We start from the raw sequence: 14,248 nt of genomic DNA, 5'->3' as shown, positions 1-14,248 counted from the left end.
TTCGATATCTCCTGGCCCCTGCCGCTGGTTACGGGTGTCGTGGGGCGATGGAGATAAATTACCCATGGGTATAAATAATGTCAATACCCATAGGTAAAAATATTTGCCATTCGGAAAGATTCTGTCTGATTTGGTGGCATAACGACAGGTAATGATGCTCCGTGAGTAGACTCAGCATGTAGGTGACCAGGCGGATGTAGAGATCAAGTGAAACTTGCATTGTCTTGAGATCTCCCATGATGCAAATGGCATTACTTTTGGGTAAGTTCTGCATCAAGAAAAAATAGAATTGTTTAGCTGATTGATTACCCTCAAAGGGTTGATATTTCTTGGATTTTGCGCGAATTAAAATGGCGTTCTATGATGCAGATACATTGAAGGGGTAAAAATCATGCTGACAGATCATGAGAAAGCTGAACGCCGTGCTGTGGTGCAAAGCGCACTCGCAAGCCAACGCATTGAGGGGTTAGAGCCGGATGCGCAGGCCGTGGTTGATGCTGAATGCTGGGCGCGTGGTGAAATGACTATCGCTGCCGCCGTGGACCAGTACAAAGCGCGTGTTCGGCTCCAGATTGCATGAAATACGCAGGGGATCGTGGTGATCCTTACCTGGACAGCGAAACAGGTGTTCTTCGTAATCTCCTTGGAATCAGGGATCAGGGGGGGCTCGATAAAATAGAGTCCACCCTTTCTTTTTTGCGAACCAGCGAATTGCGTGAGCGACCCGTAAAAGGCAAATTTGATCTAGCGCATTTACAGGAAATCCATAATCGTCTTTTCCAGGATGTGTACGACTGGGCGGGTCAAATCCGTCAAGTTGAAATCTCGAAAGGCAACACGATGTTTGCCCAGCAGATTGCGATTCAGAGTGCGGCGCAGCAGATCTTTGGGCAGCTTGCTAAAGAGCGATTTTTGTGTGGCCTTGATGCTGAAGAATTCAGCAAACGGGCAGGTGATTATCTTGGTGAAATTAATGTGCTTCACCCATTCCGCGAGGGAAATGGCAGGACGCAACGGGAATTCATCGCGCAATTGGCTCAGCGTGCAGGTTACCGGATCGACTGGGGCGTGGTCAGCCAGGCGGATATGATTAAAGCGTCAATCGACGCTTACAACGGGGATTCAAGTGGATTGGCTAGTATCATCCGCGAAGGAATATCTGATCAGCTTTTTAAAGATAATGAGTAATCCACGAATACTGGAAACAATTCATCTCTTTGAAGAACTGGCAAGGGACATCAAGAAACTCTTTCTAAGTGCTGAATGAGATAAACGCGCCCACCAATAATTGTATTTTCATCGGCAACGAAGTCAGGATAAAGATCTTTATCCATGCTGGTAATGTAGATGTATCCGTTTCTATCCTGTAATGCTTTTATTTGTTGTCCGTTACCTGTATTGACCAAATAAAGCCCATCCCCAACAAACGTATTGCAACCAGTATCAACGAGCACAGTTTCACCTGGGAGAATCTTTGGCGACATTGAATTACCGGTTCCGGTAATCAGCTTGAGTCGGCCTGGTGGTGGTAAGAATCCAATGAGTGAGCGGATGTAATTTGGTGGGAACTCAACAGAGTTTATAACTTCAGGTAAATCCTCATTGATACGACCTGGTCCCATATGCGCCTCTGCTTCAATATGCTGAACACGAACATAGTTAGTATCCTCCCGATTATCTAATGCCCTTGACATGGTAGCAATTTCCTTGAATGCATCTGGATACGCTCTAACCAGAAGCTCAAACATATCTTCACCGATTCGCTTGCGACCAGCTTTCTTTGGCGGATAAAGCATCCGCGACACGTAACTGGAATCTTTACCTATCTTCGCGGCAATCATCGCTTTACCGCCATAGCCAAGCTTGTCAGATAGAGCTTTAAGCGCTAATCGGCGCATTTCGTATTTATCCATGTTGCTATTCGACAATTTCGTTACCTTTAAGTAAATTGTCTATGGGTATTGAATTGGGTAATTACCCTAGGGTATATTCACGTCATGGAAACCCTGCGTACTTACCTCACAACACTCAGCCCAACCGAACAGGCGCACTACGCTCGTAAAGCGAATACCACCATTGGTTACCTGCGAAAGGCTCTCTGCAAGGGACAGCGATTTGATGGTGCACTGGCGCGACGCCTTGATGAAGCCAGTGGTGGCCGTGTTTCTCGTTACGATCTTCGCCCAGACATCTTCGGCGCTCCCCCCACAGCCCACAGGCAGGAGGTGTCCGATGCGGCGTGAGAAAGGCACTTTTTTTACTTCGCTGTGGGGTGCTTCTTTACGTACCCTTTTATCCATTTGTGGAGGACGATCATCCAAGCCCGCCTTGCCACTTTTCTGTAAACGACCGCCACGGTCACAAGTGAAAGCCCGGAAAGACTTATTGCTTGAATTAGATTTGAGTCGAGGATTCGCAGGCAAGCCGATGCGATGGATGTTGGGGAAATCTGAAAAACCCAAAGCAACGTCAACGCACACATCCACAAAGCAAGATGAAACATGACGAATATGAAGACTATCGCTAATCGCCCTAAGCGCATGGCCATGTACAAGGCCAACTTCGAGTCGTATAGCTCCTCTAATTCGCTCATGCCGATCTCCGGTAGTGATTTGGTTGCTTGGAAACACCAATTCTACTGGCAGATCGGCTCCAACCCGATTTTGATGCGCTGTATTCGATCTTTTCAATGACATTGAATAACCCTTGGTAATGAATCTATGTACGCCGATCCAACTCACATTCGTAGTCACCCGGTGAAGGTGCGTTTTAACGATGCCGAACGCGATTTGATCAATGCGTTGGCTCAGTACAACGGGATGCAACCGGCGGAGTTAGTTCGTGCACTGGCGTTATCGGTAGCAACTGCTGCGATAAAGAATGATAAGCGGCAAGCAGACGCGGCTTGAAGTGCCTAACCAGGCCCTTTGGAGGCCCTGTGAAAATTAATCTAAGCCCTGCTGATCGAAAAATGTTTGAGCAATACACAAAAATCTATGGACTGGCTTGCGTTGATGAAGCGGTAGAACACGCTGCAAAACAAGCACTAAAGGACGCTTATCTGCTACGGGCCAAGAATGGGCATTCGCCTCTTGAAGAAGGCGTGGTGATTTATTTGAAGGGACTTAAAAAGCCCTTAAGGAATCAAGAATGAAAGCAAGCGGTGACAGCGTGAGCTTGACCACTGCCCACCGCTGCGGTACCGTCGCTGGTAAGGAGCTTAAGAACTCCGAGCCTAGCGGTACCCGCATCCGAAAATCATGCGGTTTTTTTGTGCCCGCACGTTTTACGTCGGGAGGGCGGCAGCCATACAACACCCGCAAGGGGAAAGCTGCCCGCCGTCTAGGCTCGGTTCTTAACCTCCCGACACCCACAGGTGCGGCGCGTAAGAACGTCTCCCTGTGTTCTTCTCACAGCCTAGGAGACGTTCTATGACGCAGTTACCTTCTGCCGTGTGTTTTTCCGGCCAATCCCTTTCCATCATTGACCGTGACGGTACGCCGTACTTGACGGCTGCCGATCTGGCACGAGCGCTTGGTTACGCCGATGAGCGCGCGGTTTCCCGTATCTATAACCGTCATTCCGAAGAGTTCACCGTCGAGATGAGCTTGGTGGTCAATTTGACCACCAAGGGGTTCGGAAGTGGCAACTCAGAAAAACCTGTCCGTATCTTCAGCCCCCGCGGCTGCCACCTGGTGGCGATGTTCGCCCGTACTTCAGTCGCCGCCGCGTTTCGTCGCTGGGTGCTGGATGTGCTGGAAGTCCTTCCCTCGATCCGCAAGACGGGGAGCTATACCGCTACCGGAGCGCTCGTGAATGACGATGTGCTCTACAACATCTGGTTTCTGTGCTGCCACTTTAAAGGACTGTACGAAATGTCTTTTGAAAACAAGATTCCGCAAGCATTGTCTTGTCTTGGAGCCAGGAAAATGGGCGGAAGGCTTTACACCCATTTAGTGGATGGCATGGATGGAGGTGTTCTCAGAATAGAAAAAGCCCTCGGCCCACACATGGAACAGGCCGCCCAAAAGGTCATGGGCAATGCAAGGAGACATATCCAATGAACAACAACAGCAACGAACCAGGAGCTGGTATGAATGCAATGACACCTTTCCAGTTTGAATCTCATGCCGTGCGCACCGTGGTCGATGATCACGGCGAAGTGTGGTTTGTCGGCACAGACGTTGCTACGGTATTAGGCTACGCCAATCCCCATAAAGCGTTGGATGCCCACTGCAAGGGGTGTGCGAAACGCACACCCCTTCAGACACCAGGCGGGATTCAAGAAATCCGGATCATCTCCGAGCCTGACATGCTCCGCTTGATTGTGAGCAGCAAACTCCCTGCCGCAGAGCGGTTCGAGCGTTGGGTGTTTGAGGAAGTTCTGCCCACCCTGCGCAAGACAGGCACCTACTCCACACCAGGAGCACTGCCCACCTTGCCTGGGCCGACACAGGATCGCGTTGCCGCACTCCTGTTAATCGGCCAATTCGTTTCCAAAGTGACTGGCGTAAAACCAGGAATTGCTGCCGCCGCGACATTGGCCTGTATCAAAAGCAATACGAATTTAACGACCGAAGAGATACGCCGCGCATTGCCTGCGTTGCAGGAACCGCTTTGCCTGCTCAACGCCACGCAACTAGGCAAGCGGCTGCATTGCTCGGCCAAGGCGGTGAACCAATTATTAGCCTCCAGAGGCTTTCAGTTCCGTAATGAACGCGACGAATGGGAATTAACCGAAGCCGGTCGCGTGTGGTGTGAAGCCATTCCGTACTCGCGCAACGGGCACAGCAGTTATCAACTCTTGTGGAATCCAGACGTCATCGCGTGTCTGAGGGAGGCGGCATGAATTATTACGAACGCCACATTGGCGATTACGCCCGTGACACGGGGTACCTCTCGGTGCTCGAACATGGCATTTACTGCCTGCTGTTAGATCGCTACTACGCCACAGAACAACCGATTCCGGCTAACAAGGCGCACCGCATCGCGCGTGCCCATAGCAAAAAAGAGAAAAGCGCTGTTGATGTGGTGCTTGATGAATTCTTCTTATTGCAAGAGGACGGCTGGCATAACAAGCGATGTGATGAGGAAATCGCTCGCTTTCATGCAAGGGCAGCAGCACAGCAGGAGAACGGCAAAAAGGGAGGGCGGCCTAGAAATTCTGCTCATCATGATAGCCAGACACAAACCCAACAGAAACCCGCTGACTTTGATTTAGATAACCCAAATGAAACCCAATCAAAAGCCAACACAAACCCAAATGAAACCCAGATAGAACCCAATCAAAAGCCCACCAGACACCAGACTCCAGATCCCATTATCTCTTCCTCACTGTGTTCGGAAGAGAGTTTGGTATTCGCCGAGGACGGCAACGCCACCGGCAGCACGGGAAAACCCAAGCGCTCGCCTCACGGCTCACGCCTGCCCGATGACTGGGTACCCAGTGAGGTTGATGTGTTGTACGCCACCCAGCAGGGTGTGGATGGACGCTACGAAGCCGAGAAATTCCGCGATTACTGGCGCAGCGTGGCCGGAGCCAAGGGGCGTAAACAGGATTGGGAGGCCACTTGGCGTAACTGGATTCGCCGCGCTGCCGAAGACAAAACCAGCTCCATGAAGCACGGATATCAACGCCATGAATACAATTCAAGACCTATGCGACTCGGCCTTGCAGATCAAGCCCGCGCCTTCCATAGACAATTTGACCTGCGTGACGGATCGCTCCAGTAACACCGCTTCCCTTGCGCAAGCCACGGTGATCCCGTTCCCCTGGCTGCGCCGCTTATGGGAGCGGATGACTGCGTTCTATGGCCACGCCTGGGTGAATGTTCATGGTCAGTCGGCCCAAGACGAAGAAGGCGCCCTGACCGTGGCTGGTGAAACCTGGCAGAAGGCGCTGGTTGGGCTGGAGGCGTCTCAGTTTGCGGACGGGTTGGCGGCGTGCATTGCTGAAGGCGGCGAGTTTCCGCCCAGTGCGCCGCGGTTCCGTAGCATGTGTTTAGGCGTCCCATCCCTGGCGGCGGTACGGAGTCACTTCACCGCAGGCACCACGCAACGCAATACGCCGTTTGTAGCCAAATGCTGGGAGTTCATCGACTCATGGAGCTATTGCCAGTCCAGCCGTGCTGAGGCTGATCGGATGCTGCGTGAGGCCTACGAGCAAGCGCGAGACTTTGTCATGCGTGGCGGCGTCCTGCCAGAGGTGCCTGTTGCCCTGATTGAGGCGCAACAGCCCGCAGCGCCCCAACCGGCCTCCCCTGACGTGGCTCACGCAGCGCTGGAGGAAATTAGCAGCATGTTTCATCACCCTGAGCTGGCCGCCCGTGAGGAAAAGCTCATGGCCGAATTCCACATCAGCCGGAATCAGGCGCATGAGCTGATTGAATCGGGGGTGGTATGAGCAAGGCGATGCCTATGGCTGCCTGCGCCATGGCAGGAGTGAAGCAGATGCAATCTTTAACATTGCCGTGGCCCTCCAAGGACCTGTCACCGAACGCACGGGTGCATTGGACACGGCGCAGCAAAGCCGTAAAACAGGCCAGAGGCTACGCCGAGGTGATGGCACGGCGTGCCGGATGGAGTGGCCTGTCACTGCCTGTTGAGGGGCGTCTGGATTTATGGATTAGCTTCTATCCGCCCACACGCTGTCTGCCTGACGATGACAACATGCTGGCGCGGTTTAAGCCGTACCGGGATGGCATTGCCGATGCCCTGGGCATTGATGACCGGCGTTTTGTATCGCATCCGTTGATTGAGGATGAGGTACGCCACGCCGGACAGGTGGTCATCACCATCACGGGCATCACGCAGCAAGCAAGCAACGGAGGGCCACGCCTGCACGCCCATCCTGCATTCTGATCCTCCCCATCCGTGGTGATGGCCGTGTGACCAACGTTTATTCAGGTGATGCCTACCTGAGCGCTATGAAGCGCCTGGTGACTGCTTCTGGTCACCGCTTTTGACGTAAAACCCACAGGACATCCGCCATGACTGATCCGCGACGCTTACTGGCTCGTTTGAACCCGAGCACGATCCGCTACGACACGCTACCTGGTGGAGTGCCTGAGTTGACAGCGCAAGACATTGCCCATGCCCTGGGGCTGGTGCCTGCGGGGTTGGGGCGTGAGGTACTGCAAGCGTGCTGGTGGCCGGATGGCGCAGCGTTGCGCCGTAGCCCCTTGCGCGATGCGGCGGTGGCCTTGGTGGTGCCGGAGATTCGACGGCAGCAGCAGCGCTTGCTGGAAGCGCGTACCGATGTGGGCATTGTCAAAGCGTGCATGGGGTGGACCCGAGTAACGACAAGCACACAGCAGGCGGCGCTCAGGCGTGCGCAGGAGCGGCTGGACAAGCTCAAAGCCCACCTGTGGCCGCAGGCGACGTTGGAGATGTTACCGGTACTGGTTGCGGCGGTGGTGGGTGAGCTGTCCACGCCGCAGTTATGCCCCTGCTGTCATGGTCGGGGGGAACGGCGTGTAGGGGCGTTGGTGAAGGTGTGCACGGCGTGCGGGGGCAGCGGTGCGGTTCCCGCCAGTGACCGCAAGCGTGCCGCTGCCCTTGGCCGGGACGAATCCACCTACCGCACGACATGGCGCGGCCTGTATGAGTGGCTGTTGGAGCGGATGGGTGTTGCGGAACGACAGGCGGCGACGCAGTTGCAAGAGGCATTGCACAGAAATGCCGCGTGATGGCTAACGCTGTACTTACCCTCACTTTCCATCCTGGCATTTGCATGATCTTGCAAAGGCAACCATCGAACGTATGAGTCAGGCGCTTTCCCGAGATGAGTTGTTAGGTGCAGTGTTAGTTAAATTAACTTAATTGTTTATATAAAAAAGCCTGGTAACATCAATTTATTATTTATACAATAATTTAAATGAACTACGAATTCGATTCTGCTAAAAGCAAAAGCAATCTTGACAAGCATGGATTGTCGCTCGCTGATGCCGATGGTTTTGAGTGGGAAACCGCCGTGGTTCGTGAAGACACACGTAAACAGTATGCAGAACCCCGTTTTGAAGCAAAGGGGTATATCGGCAACCGTCTGCATGTGATGGTGTTTTGCCTTCGTGGTGATGCTGTACGGGTCATCAGTCTGCGTAAGGCCAACTCAAGAGAGGTGAGAAGCTATGCCGACACTTAAACAGGGGACGATGATCCCCACTCACGACGAAACAGAGGTAATTAATGCGGGCATCGCCGCTGATGTAGATGCGCGTGAACTCGATAGCCAATGGCATAAGGGGGCCAAGCTTGCCTGCGAAGCATTCTCCCCTGAGATATACACTGCTTTGGTCGCCATGAAGCGCCCCCGAGGTCGCCCGAAGGCAGACCAAACCAAGGTGTTCACTGCCATTCGCCTGGATGCTGATCTGCTGGAAGCCTTCAAGGCCACAGGCAAGGGTTGGCAAACTCGTGTGAATGCGGCCTTGCGTCAGTTCATCGCCGAGCATCCGCTCAACCGATAAGTATCTGTAGCGATGCAACTACCCTGAGTCGTCGCGTAGTGTTGCATTGATACTGCAACACTTCCCCCCCTAATCTACGCGCCTGAGTGGTGCTATGTCCTCATCGAATGATTTACTCGCGCCCTGCCCACCTCAGCAGGGCTTTTTTTTATTCAAAGCCAGCGACCGCCTTCGGGCGGTTTTTTGCGTACTGGAGTCCCCCCATGCAGACCATTGGTGAAGAAGGCATTGCACTCATCAAGTTTTTTGAGGGTTGTAAGCTGAGTCCGTACACCTGTCCTGGTGGTGTGTTGACGATTGGCTATGGTGAGACGGGCAAGCACGTCGTACCAGGGTTGCGGCTTACCAATGAGCAGGAAGCAGATGCGCGGTTACGTGCACGCTTAGCGAAAGAATTTGAGCCGGCGGTACGGCGACATGTGAAGGTGACTTTGGCGCAACATCAATTTGATGCGCTGGTGTCGCTGAGCTTCAACATTGGTGTGGGCGCGTTTCACCGCTCGACGCTGTTACGCAAGCTTAATGCCGGTGATGTGGCTGGTGCGGCGGAGCAGTTTCATGTGTGGAAATGGGCGGGCGGTCGTGTGCAGTCTGGTTTAGTTCGGCGTCGAAAAGCCGAACGTTGGCTATTTGAAGGTAAAGATTGGCAGGCCGCATTAGCAGCCGAGCATGCGGCGGTGAAGAAGGCATCACGTGATTGATATTGCGGCGCTGCCTACCTGGTGGAAGGAGGCGTTTTATGTGTGCTTGGCGATGGCCACGGGGACGCTGAGTTATTTAATGCGTGCACTGGACGCTAAGGAGAGGCTGGCGGTTTCCCGCGTGTTGATTGAGGCGGGGATTGCGGGGTTTGTTGGTTTATTTGTGATGTGTGTGTGTGAATGGTTGGAGATGAGCCAAGCGTTCACGGTGGCGGCGGTGATTGCCTCCGGTTTAATTGATACACCACAGACCTTAGAGCTGATTCAGAACGTGATTGTGCCCAAGCTCGGCACGGGGAGAAGGAACACAGATGATCGTTAATACACTGCGCCGTGTGGGGCGAGGTTTGCCCAGTGTGCGGCTGTTGGTTGAGTACATGATGATTGGTGCGTTGGTGGCGTTGGTGGCGCATGCAGTGCTGGCCTGGTCCGAGCGCAGTCAATTAGCGCAACGTGCGGCGCAGCTGGAAGGCCAGTTAGCGACGGTGGAAAGCACGTTGGATGCGCAGGTTGCGATGAATCGCGATCAAGATGCGGCGATTGCGCGGCTACGTGCGTTACGGGAGATCGACAGGCAGGCGATTGCGGGGCTGCATACGGATTTGAATCGGATCACGGTGCGCGATCGTGTGTTACGGCAGCGCATTACGCATTTGGAGCAACACAGCGATGAGGCGAAAGCTTTTTTGGATATGGATGTGCCTGACGTGCTTGGGTGCTTGCTCGACGGGGGTTCCTGTCAAGCCAGTTATCGTCACGCAGACCCGCGTTGAGGTAATCACCCCGCCGCAGGGGTTGTTGCAGCCGTGTGAGGAGCCGCCATTGCCGCGTGTAGAGACCGTCCGCGACTTACTGAGCCAGACGCTGGCATGGCGTTTGGCGTATGAGCAGTGTGCGGCGCAAGTGCGCTGTGTTGCGGCATGGGGACAGGCGGCCAGCGTCGGGCAGCTGTGGTCCGCAGATGGCTGTGGTGAAGAGGCCGAATGAGGCCAGTTTTTTTAGTTTTTTTCGTCTATTAAAAGAAGGGCGATGAAACGAAAAAAACGCGGATGTTTTATTTCTCCTAAAGAGATCGTTGATGGCAGAGACGGGAAGAAAGTCACATGTGCCAACGGATAAGAGTCGCTTGCTGGCGAAACAATTGACGTCGTTTGGCATACCGCATGCGGAGATTGCCTTGTTGATGCAAATCAGTGCGCCGACGCTGCGCAAGCACTACCGCGTGGAGTTAGATACTGGGCATATCCAAGCCAATGCAAAGGTGGCTAAAAGTTTGTTCCGGTTAGCCACGCATAGCACCAATCCGAATATTACAGCCATCATCTTTTGGCTGAGGACGCGAGCTGGCTGGAAAGACACGCAACGCGTTGAGGTGTCCGGTCGCGATGGGGAGGCGATTGAACAGAAGGTTGGATTGGCGTTAGTCGATGAAAAATAAATCGCCTCGGCCCTCAAGCGGCTTGAGGCTGAGTACTGAACAGGCCATTGATCAAGCGGTGATCAAGGCTAGGTGCGAAGCAGATCATTTATTTTTCACGCGGTATTTTTTCAAACAGCGTCAGCAACTGCGGTTTAGGGTGAATTGGCACCATCAGGTGATTGCTGGGGTGGTGGATGATGTGATTGCAGGGCGGCGCAAGGATGTGGTGATTAACGTGCCTCCTGGGTCGTCGAAAACGGAGCTTGTGGCGATTAATTTGATGGCGCGTGGGTTGGCGCTGAATCCGTATGCGCGGTTTTTGCATATTAGTTATTCGGATGATTTGGCGCTGCTGAATTCAGAGACGGCGCGGGAGATTGTGCAGTCTGATGAGTATCGTGCGTTGTGGCCGTTGGAGATTGCCGATGATGCCAAGTCCAAGAAGCGTTGGAATGTGGTGGTGGATGGCAAGAAAGCCGGTGGGGTGTATGCGGTGAGTCTGGGGGGACAGGTGACGGGGTTTCGTGCCGGACACATGGCCCCGGGATGGCAGGGGGCGATCATTATTGATGATCCGCTGAAGGTGGAAGATGCCTACAGCAAGACCGGACGCAGTAAGGCCAACCGTAAGCTGGTGTCCACGGTGAAGAGTCGTAAAGCCAGTCCGGACACACCAATTATTGTGATCATGCAACGGTTGGCGCAGGACGATCCGACGGGGTTCATCCAGTCTGGGGGATTCCCGGGGGCGTGGGAGTGTATTGAGATTCCTGCATTGATTGATGATGCCTACGTGTCCGGTTTGCCGGAGCAGGTGCAAGGGCAGGTGGTGCGTGATGTGCAGGACCAGGACGGACGCTACAGCTACTGGCCGTACAAAGAACCGTTAGCCGAGTTGCTGGCGTTGGAAGCCACGGATCGTTATGTGTTCAGTGGTCAATATCAGCAGCGGCCCAGTCCGCTGGGCGGTGGGATCATCAAAGGGGATCAATTTGGGCGCTATACGGTGCTGCCGCGCATTCTCTCGCGCACGGTGTATGGCGATACGGCGCAGAAGACGGCTGAGCGCAATGATTACAGCGTCTTCCAACTGTGGGGGTTGGGAGAGGACAAGCGTCTGTATCTGTTGGACATGATTCGCGGCAAGTGGGAAGCGCCGGAACTCAAGCGGCGGGCGATTGATTTTTGGAATGCGCATCGCGCCTACGACCATAAGGTTTCAGCGCCGATCCGTCAGATGAAGATTGAGGACAAATCTAGCGGCACGGGCTTAATTCAGGACATCGCCAGAGGTGGGGCTGGTCAGGGGCGTATTCCAGTCACGGGCATTGCACGTGTCACCGACAAGCTCACGCGGGTGATGGATGTGGTGTCCTACATCGATGCGGGATGGGTGGTGATTCCAGAGCAGGCGGGGTGGGTGAAGGATTTTGTGGCTGAGTGTGAAGCGTTCAGCGCCGATGGCACGCATGCGCACGATGATCAGATTGATCCGATGGTGGATGCGATTAATGATCTGCTGGCCAATCCGGCAAGTGATTGGAGTCGCTGGGTGTGAGTGGCCGCAATCGCAACAAGCGCGCCGCGCGGGCCAGATCCGGTGCGGCGCCTCAGCATGTCGTGGACACCTTGCAGAACCTGGTGGCCGGATTGGGCGATCAGCGCGACAAGATGAGCTATGGGCGGTACCTGCTGCCCCGGGTGATTGATCGTGTCGAACTGGAGGCGATGTACCGGACCAATTGGCTGGCGCGCAAGGTGGTGGATATTCCGGCCACCGACATGACGCGGGAATGGGTCACGTTGAATACGGCGCTGCACGCCGATGCGCTGGAGCCGATGCATCGTCTGGAACAGGTGTTGAACGTGCGCGCCAAGGTACGTGATGCGCTGGCCTGGGCCCGGTTGTACGGGGGTGCGGTGCTGTTTATCAATGTGCATGGGCAAGACCCGTGCTTGCCGTTTGATCCGGCCTCGGTCATGCCGGGGACCAGGCTATCGCTGACGGTGTTGGATCGCTGGCGGGTGGCGCTGGGCAGTGGTCAGATGGACCAGGACCCCTTGAGTGAGACCTACGGGCAACCGCGCTGTTATCAGATTGCCGGATCGGTGGAGCGGGTGGACCATTCACGGATGATTGCTTTTTCTGGGGCGGAACTGCCCTGGGAGGCATTCAGGGGGAACGGCTACTGGCATGACTCGGTATTGCAGGCCATGTATAACGCGCTCAGCCGCTATGACACCGCGACCCAGGGCACGGCGTCGATGTTTTTTGAGGCGGTGGTGGATGTATTGCGGATCTCTGGACTCAGCGACACGCTCGCCTCAGACCAAGGGACGCAAGAGGTACACAAGCGCTTTCAGTTAGCGGCCATGATGAAATCATTCAATCGGATGCTGCTGCTGGATGCTAAGGATGAATACACCCAAAAAACCAATCACTTTGCGGGTGTGAAGGATGTGATTGAGCAATTCATGATGGATATTTCAGGGGCGGCGGATATTCCGGCAACCCGGTTGTTTGGTCAGTCCCCCCAAGGCATGAACGCCACCGGTGACAGTGATATTCGCAATTATTACGACCGCATCAAGGCGCAGCAGGAGGATGAGCTGCGGCCTGTGCTGAGGGTGTTGTATGAGGTGCTGTTTCGGGCCTCTGTGGGGGAGTGTCCTCATGATCTGGAGATCCAGTTCAATTCGCTATGGCAGATGAGCCAGACAGAACAGGCAAGCATTGAGAAGCTGCGCGCCGAGCGTGATCAGATTTACCTGGCGCATGGTGTGATCGGTCCAGACGTGCCCTGTGCTGAGCTGCTGGAACAAAAAACTTATTCAAAGATCACCGAACGCGATGTGACGCTGGCGGCGGAACTGTCTCAGGCGATGGAGCCTCCAGATGTGTGGCCATTGGTGGAAACGACAGCATCGGCTTCCAATACATAGGCTGCGATTGGAATCATGCAATGGTCAGATAAAAAACCGGCGAAGCACTCACGCCGCTTTCAGTACGCGCATTTCCACATGCATCCCAGCCGCCGCAGCCATGTTGACCAGTGCATCCAAGCCGAACAGGTTGATTTTGCCGCGCATTAAATCTGACACGCGAGGCTGCGTGACACCGAACAGCGTAGCGGCTTGAGACTGACTCAGCGCAGCCGTTTCGATGTGTTGTTTCAGGGCCATCATGAGTGCGGAACGTAACTTCATGTTTTCGGCGGCTTCGGGAGTGTCCTCAATGGCATCCCACACACTTGTGAATCGCTCGTTGCTCATTGTCCTACCTCATTAAACAGATCACGGTAGCGTTTAGCCGCTACATCAAGATCGCCTTTGGTGGTTTTCTCAGTTTTCTTTTGGAAGCAATGCAACACATAGACAGCCTCGGGCAGCGTGGCGACGTAGATAACGCGGAAAGCGCCGTCTGCGTCACGGATGCGAATCTCGCGGACTCCACGCCCTACCGTAGGCATGGGCTTCCAGTCGTCAGCGTCGCGTCCGTTTTGCACTTGGTGAAGCTGGTACCCGGCCTCACGTCTTACGCTCACTGGAAAAGTGCGTAAATCGTCAAGAGCACTGCCTCTGAATTCAATCGGTTTGGCCCCTTCCATGCGCCATGATACAAAACTTTGTATGAGCGCAAGGATATCTTTGTCGGCCCA

At 54.3% G+C, this 14,248-nt stretch carries 25 protein-coding genes; 22 read left to right on the top strand and 3 right to left on the bottom strand.

Annotation, left to right across the window (positions count from 1 at the left end):
- Positions 1–391 precede the first annotated feature (391 nt).
- Positions 392–580, top strand: coding sequence for an antitoxin VbhA family protein (locus F7G16_RS08790; RefSeq protein ID WP_004088114.1), 189 nt, complete (start codon positions 392–394; stop codon positions 578–580).
- On the top strand, positions 577–1,188 hold the full coding sequence (locus F7G16_RS08785) for a Fic/DOC family protein (RefSeq protein ID WP_004088112.1): 612 nt from the start codon (positions 577–579) through the stop codon (positions 1,186–1,188). Before F7G16_RS08790 ends, F7G16_RS08785 begins: the two co-directional genes overlap by 4 nt.
- A 50-nt stretch (positions 1,189–1,238) precedes the next feature.
- On the opposite strand, the gene F7G16_RS08780 is transcribed toward F7G16_RS08785, so the two are convergent.
- Positions 1,239–1,913: a S24 family peptidase gene (locus tag F7G16_RS08780; RefSeq protein WP_004088110.1), complete on the bottom strand. Its 675-nt coding sequence runs from the start codon at positions 1,911–1,913 to the stop codon at positions 1,239–1,241.
- An 84-nt stretch (positions 1,914–1,997) separates the two neighbouring features.
- Here F7G16_RS08780 and F7G16_RS08775 point away from each other — a divergent pair, with 84 nt between their 5' ends.
- The 20 genes from F7G16_RS08775 (at position 1,998) to F7G16_RS08680 (ending at position 13,532) form a co-directional block, all read left to right on the top strand.
- The gene (locus F7G16_RS08775; RefSeq protein ID WP_004088108.1) at positions 1,998–2,243 is read left to right on the top strand and encodes a helix-turn-helix domain-containing protein; all 246 of its coding nucleotides are present in this window, start codon (positions 1,998–2,000) and stop codon (positions 2,241–2,243) included.
- A 258-nt stretch (positions 2,244–2,501) separates the two neighbouring features.
- A complete protein-coding gene (locus F7G16_RS08770) occupies positions 2,502–2,693 on the top strand; it encodes a hypothetical protein (RefSeq protein ID WP_004088104.1) in 192 nt (63 codons plus the stop codon).
- A gap of 27 nt (positions 2,694–2,720) precedes the next feature.
- Entirely contained in the window at positions 2,721–2,909 is a 189-nt protein-coding gene (locus F7G16_RS08765; protein ID WP_004088102.1) for a plasmid mobilization protein, read from the top strand.
- Positions 2,906–3,154 carry a hypothetical protein gene (locus F7G16_RS08760; protein WP_011097898.1) on the top strand — a complete coding sequence of 83 codons (249 nt, stop codon included), beginning with the start codon at positions 2,906–2,908 and terminating at the stop codon, positions 3,152–3,154. Before F7G16_RS08765 ends, F7G16_RS08760 begins: the two co-directional genes overlap by 4 nt.
- A gap of 17 nt (positions 3,155–3,171) precedes the next feature.
- Positions 3,172–3,435 (top strand): hypothetical protein, encoded by a 264-nt coding sequence (locus F7G16_RS08755; protein WP_228446177.1) that lies wholly within the window; start codon positions 3,172–3,174, stop codon positions 3,433–3,435.
- Positions 3,432–4,064: a BRO-N domain-containing protein gene (locus F7G16_RS08750; protein ID WP_004088094.1), complete on the top strand. Its 633-nt coding sequence runs from the start codon at positions 3,432–3,434 to the stop codon at positions 4,062–4,064. The genes F7G16_RS08755 and F7G16_RS08750 overlap by 4 nt, the downstream gene beginning before the upstream one ends.
- Positions 4,061–4,849 (top strand): BRO-N domain-containing protein, encoded by a 789-nt coding sequence (locus F7G16_RS08745; protein WP_011097897.1) that lies wholly within the window; start codon positions 4,061–4,063, stop codon positions 4,847–4,849. The genes F7G16_RS08750 and F7G16_RS08745 overlap by 4 nt, the downstream gene beginning before the upstream one ends.
- Positions 4,846–5,733 (top strand): YdaU family protein, encoded by an 888-nt coding sequence (locus tag F7G16_RS08740; protein WP_012382597.1) that lies wholly within the window; start codon positions 4,846–4,848, stop codon positions 5,731–5,733. The genes F7G16_RS08745 and F7G16_RS08740 overlap by 4 nt, the downstream gene beginning before the upstream one ends.
- Positions 5,714–6,403 carry a hypothetical protein gene (locus F7G16_RS08735; RefSeq protein ID WP_011098061.1) on the top strand — a complete coding sequence of 230 codons (690 nt, stop codon included), beginning with the start codon at positions 5,714–5,716 and terminating at the stop codon, positions 6,401–6,403. The genes F7G16_RS08740 and F7G16_RS08735 overlap by 20 nt, the downstream gene beginning before the upstream one ends.
- Positions 6,400–6,861, top strand: coding sequence for a hypothetical protein (locus F7G16_RS08730; protein ID WP_011098060.1), 462 nt, complete (start codon positions 6,400–6,402; stop codon positions 6,859–6,861). The genes F7G16_RS08735 and F7G16_RS08730 overlap by 4 nt, the downstream gene beginning before the upstream one ends.
- Before the next feature lie 128 nt (positions 6,862–6,989).
- Positions 6,990–7,688: a DnaJ-like cysteine-rich domain-containing protein gene (locus F7G16_RS08725; protein ID WP_011097895.1), complete on the top strand. Its 699-nt coding sequence runs from the start codon at positions 6,990–6,992 to the stop codon at positions 7,686–7,688.
- A 188-nt stretch (positions 7,689–7,876) separates the two neighbouring features.
- A complete protein-coding gene (locus F7G16_RS08720) occupies positions 7,877–8,143 on the top strand; it encodes a BrnT family toxin (RefSeq protein ID WP_004089577.1) in 267 nt (88 codons plus the stop codon).
- Complete coding sequence (locus F7G16_RS08715) at positions 8,130–8,468, top strand: BrnA antitoxin family protein (RefSeq protein WP_004089578.1); 339 nt, start codon at positions 8,130–8,132, stop codon at positions 8,466–8,468. Before F7G16_RS08720 ends, F7G16_RS08715 begins: the two co-directional genes overlap by 14 nt.
- A gap of 203 nt (positions 8,469–8,671) precedes the next feature.
- On the top strand, positions 8,672–9,169 hold the full coding sequence (locus F7G16_RS08710; protein WP_004089579.1) for a lysozyme: 498 nt from the start codon (positions 8,672–8,674) through the stop codon (positions 9,167–9,169).
- Positions 9,162–9,491 (top strand): phage holin family protein, encoded by a 330-nt coding sequence (locus tag F7G16_RS08705; protein ID WP_011097893.1) that lies wholly within the window; start codon positions 9,162–9,164, stop codon positions 9,489–9,491. Before F7G16_RS08710 ends, F7G16_RS08705 begins: the two co-directional genes overlap by 8 nt.
- Positions 9,481–9,942: a hypothetical protein gene (locus F7G16_RS08700; RefSeq protein ID WP_011097892.1), complete on the top strand. Its 462-nt coding sequence runs from the start codon at positions 9,481–9,483 to the stop codon at positions 9,940–9,942. Before F7G16_RS08705 ends, F7G16_RS08700 begins: the two co-directional genes overlap by 11 nt.
- Positions 9,839–10,156 (top strand): Rz1-like lysis system protein LysC, encoded by a 318-nt coding sequence (lysC, locus tag F7G16_RS12815; protein ID WP_425477036.1) that lies wholly within the window; start codon positions 9,839–9,841, stop codon positions 10,154–10,156. Before F7G16_RS08700 ends, lysC begins: the two co-directional genes overlap by 104 nt.
- Before the next feature lie 91 nt (positions 10,157–10,247).
- Complete coding sequence (locus F7G16_RS08690) at positions 10,248–10,607, top strand: hypothetical protein (protein ID WP_004090276.1); 360 nt, start codon at positions 10,248–10,250, stop codon at positions 10,605–10,607.
- On the top strand, positions 10,597–12,147 hold the full coding sequence (gene terL, locus F7G16_RS08685; protein ID WP_004090279.1) for a phage terminase large subunit: 1,551 nt from the start codon (positions 10,597–10,599) through the stop codon (positions 12,145–12,147). Before F7G16_RS08690 ends, terL begins: the two co-directional genes overlap by 11 nt.
- Positions 12,144–13,532, top strand: a complete 1,389-nt coding sequence (locus F7G16_RS08680; protein WP_178086806.1) for a DUF1073 domain-containing protein — start codon at positions 12,144–12,146, stop codon at positions 13,530–13,532. The genes terL and F7G16_RS08680 overlap by 4 nt, the downstream gene beginning before the upstream one ends.
- Positions 13,533–13,580: 48 nt before the next feature.
- On the opposite strand, the gene F7G16_RS08675 is transcribed toward F7G16_RS08680, so the two are convergent.
- Positions 13,581–13,862, bottom strand: coding sequence for a helix-turn-helix domain-containing protein (locus tag F7G16_RS08675; protein ID WP_004090283.1), 282 nt, complete (start codon positions 13,860–13,862; stop codon positions 13,581–13,583).
- Positions 13,859–14,197, bottom strand: a complete 339-nt coding sequence (locus F7G16_RS08670; protein WP_011097884.1) for a type II toxin-antitoxin system RelE/ParE family toxin — start codon at positions 14,195–14,197, stop codon at positions 13,859–13,861. The genes F7G16_RS08675 and F7G16_RS08670 overlap by 4 nt, the downstream gene beginning before the upstream one ends.
- Between the last annotated feature and the right edge of the window lie 51 nt (positions 14,198–14,248).

The organism is Xylella fastidiosa (genome assembly GCF_011801475.1).
Classification (GTDB): Bacteria; Pseudomonadota; Gammaproteobacteria; order Xanthomonadales; family Xanthomonadaceae; genus Xylella; species Xylella fastidiosa.
The sequence above is the reverse complement of the archived record's forward strand: the minus strand, read 5'-3'. Positions and strand labels throughout refer to the sequence as shown.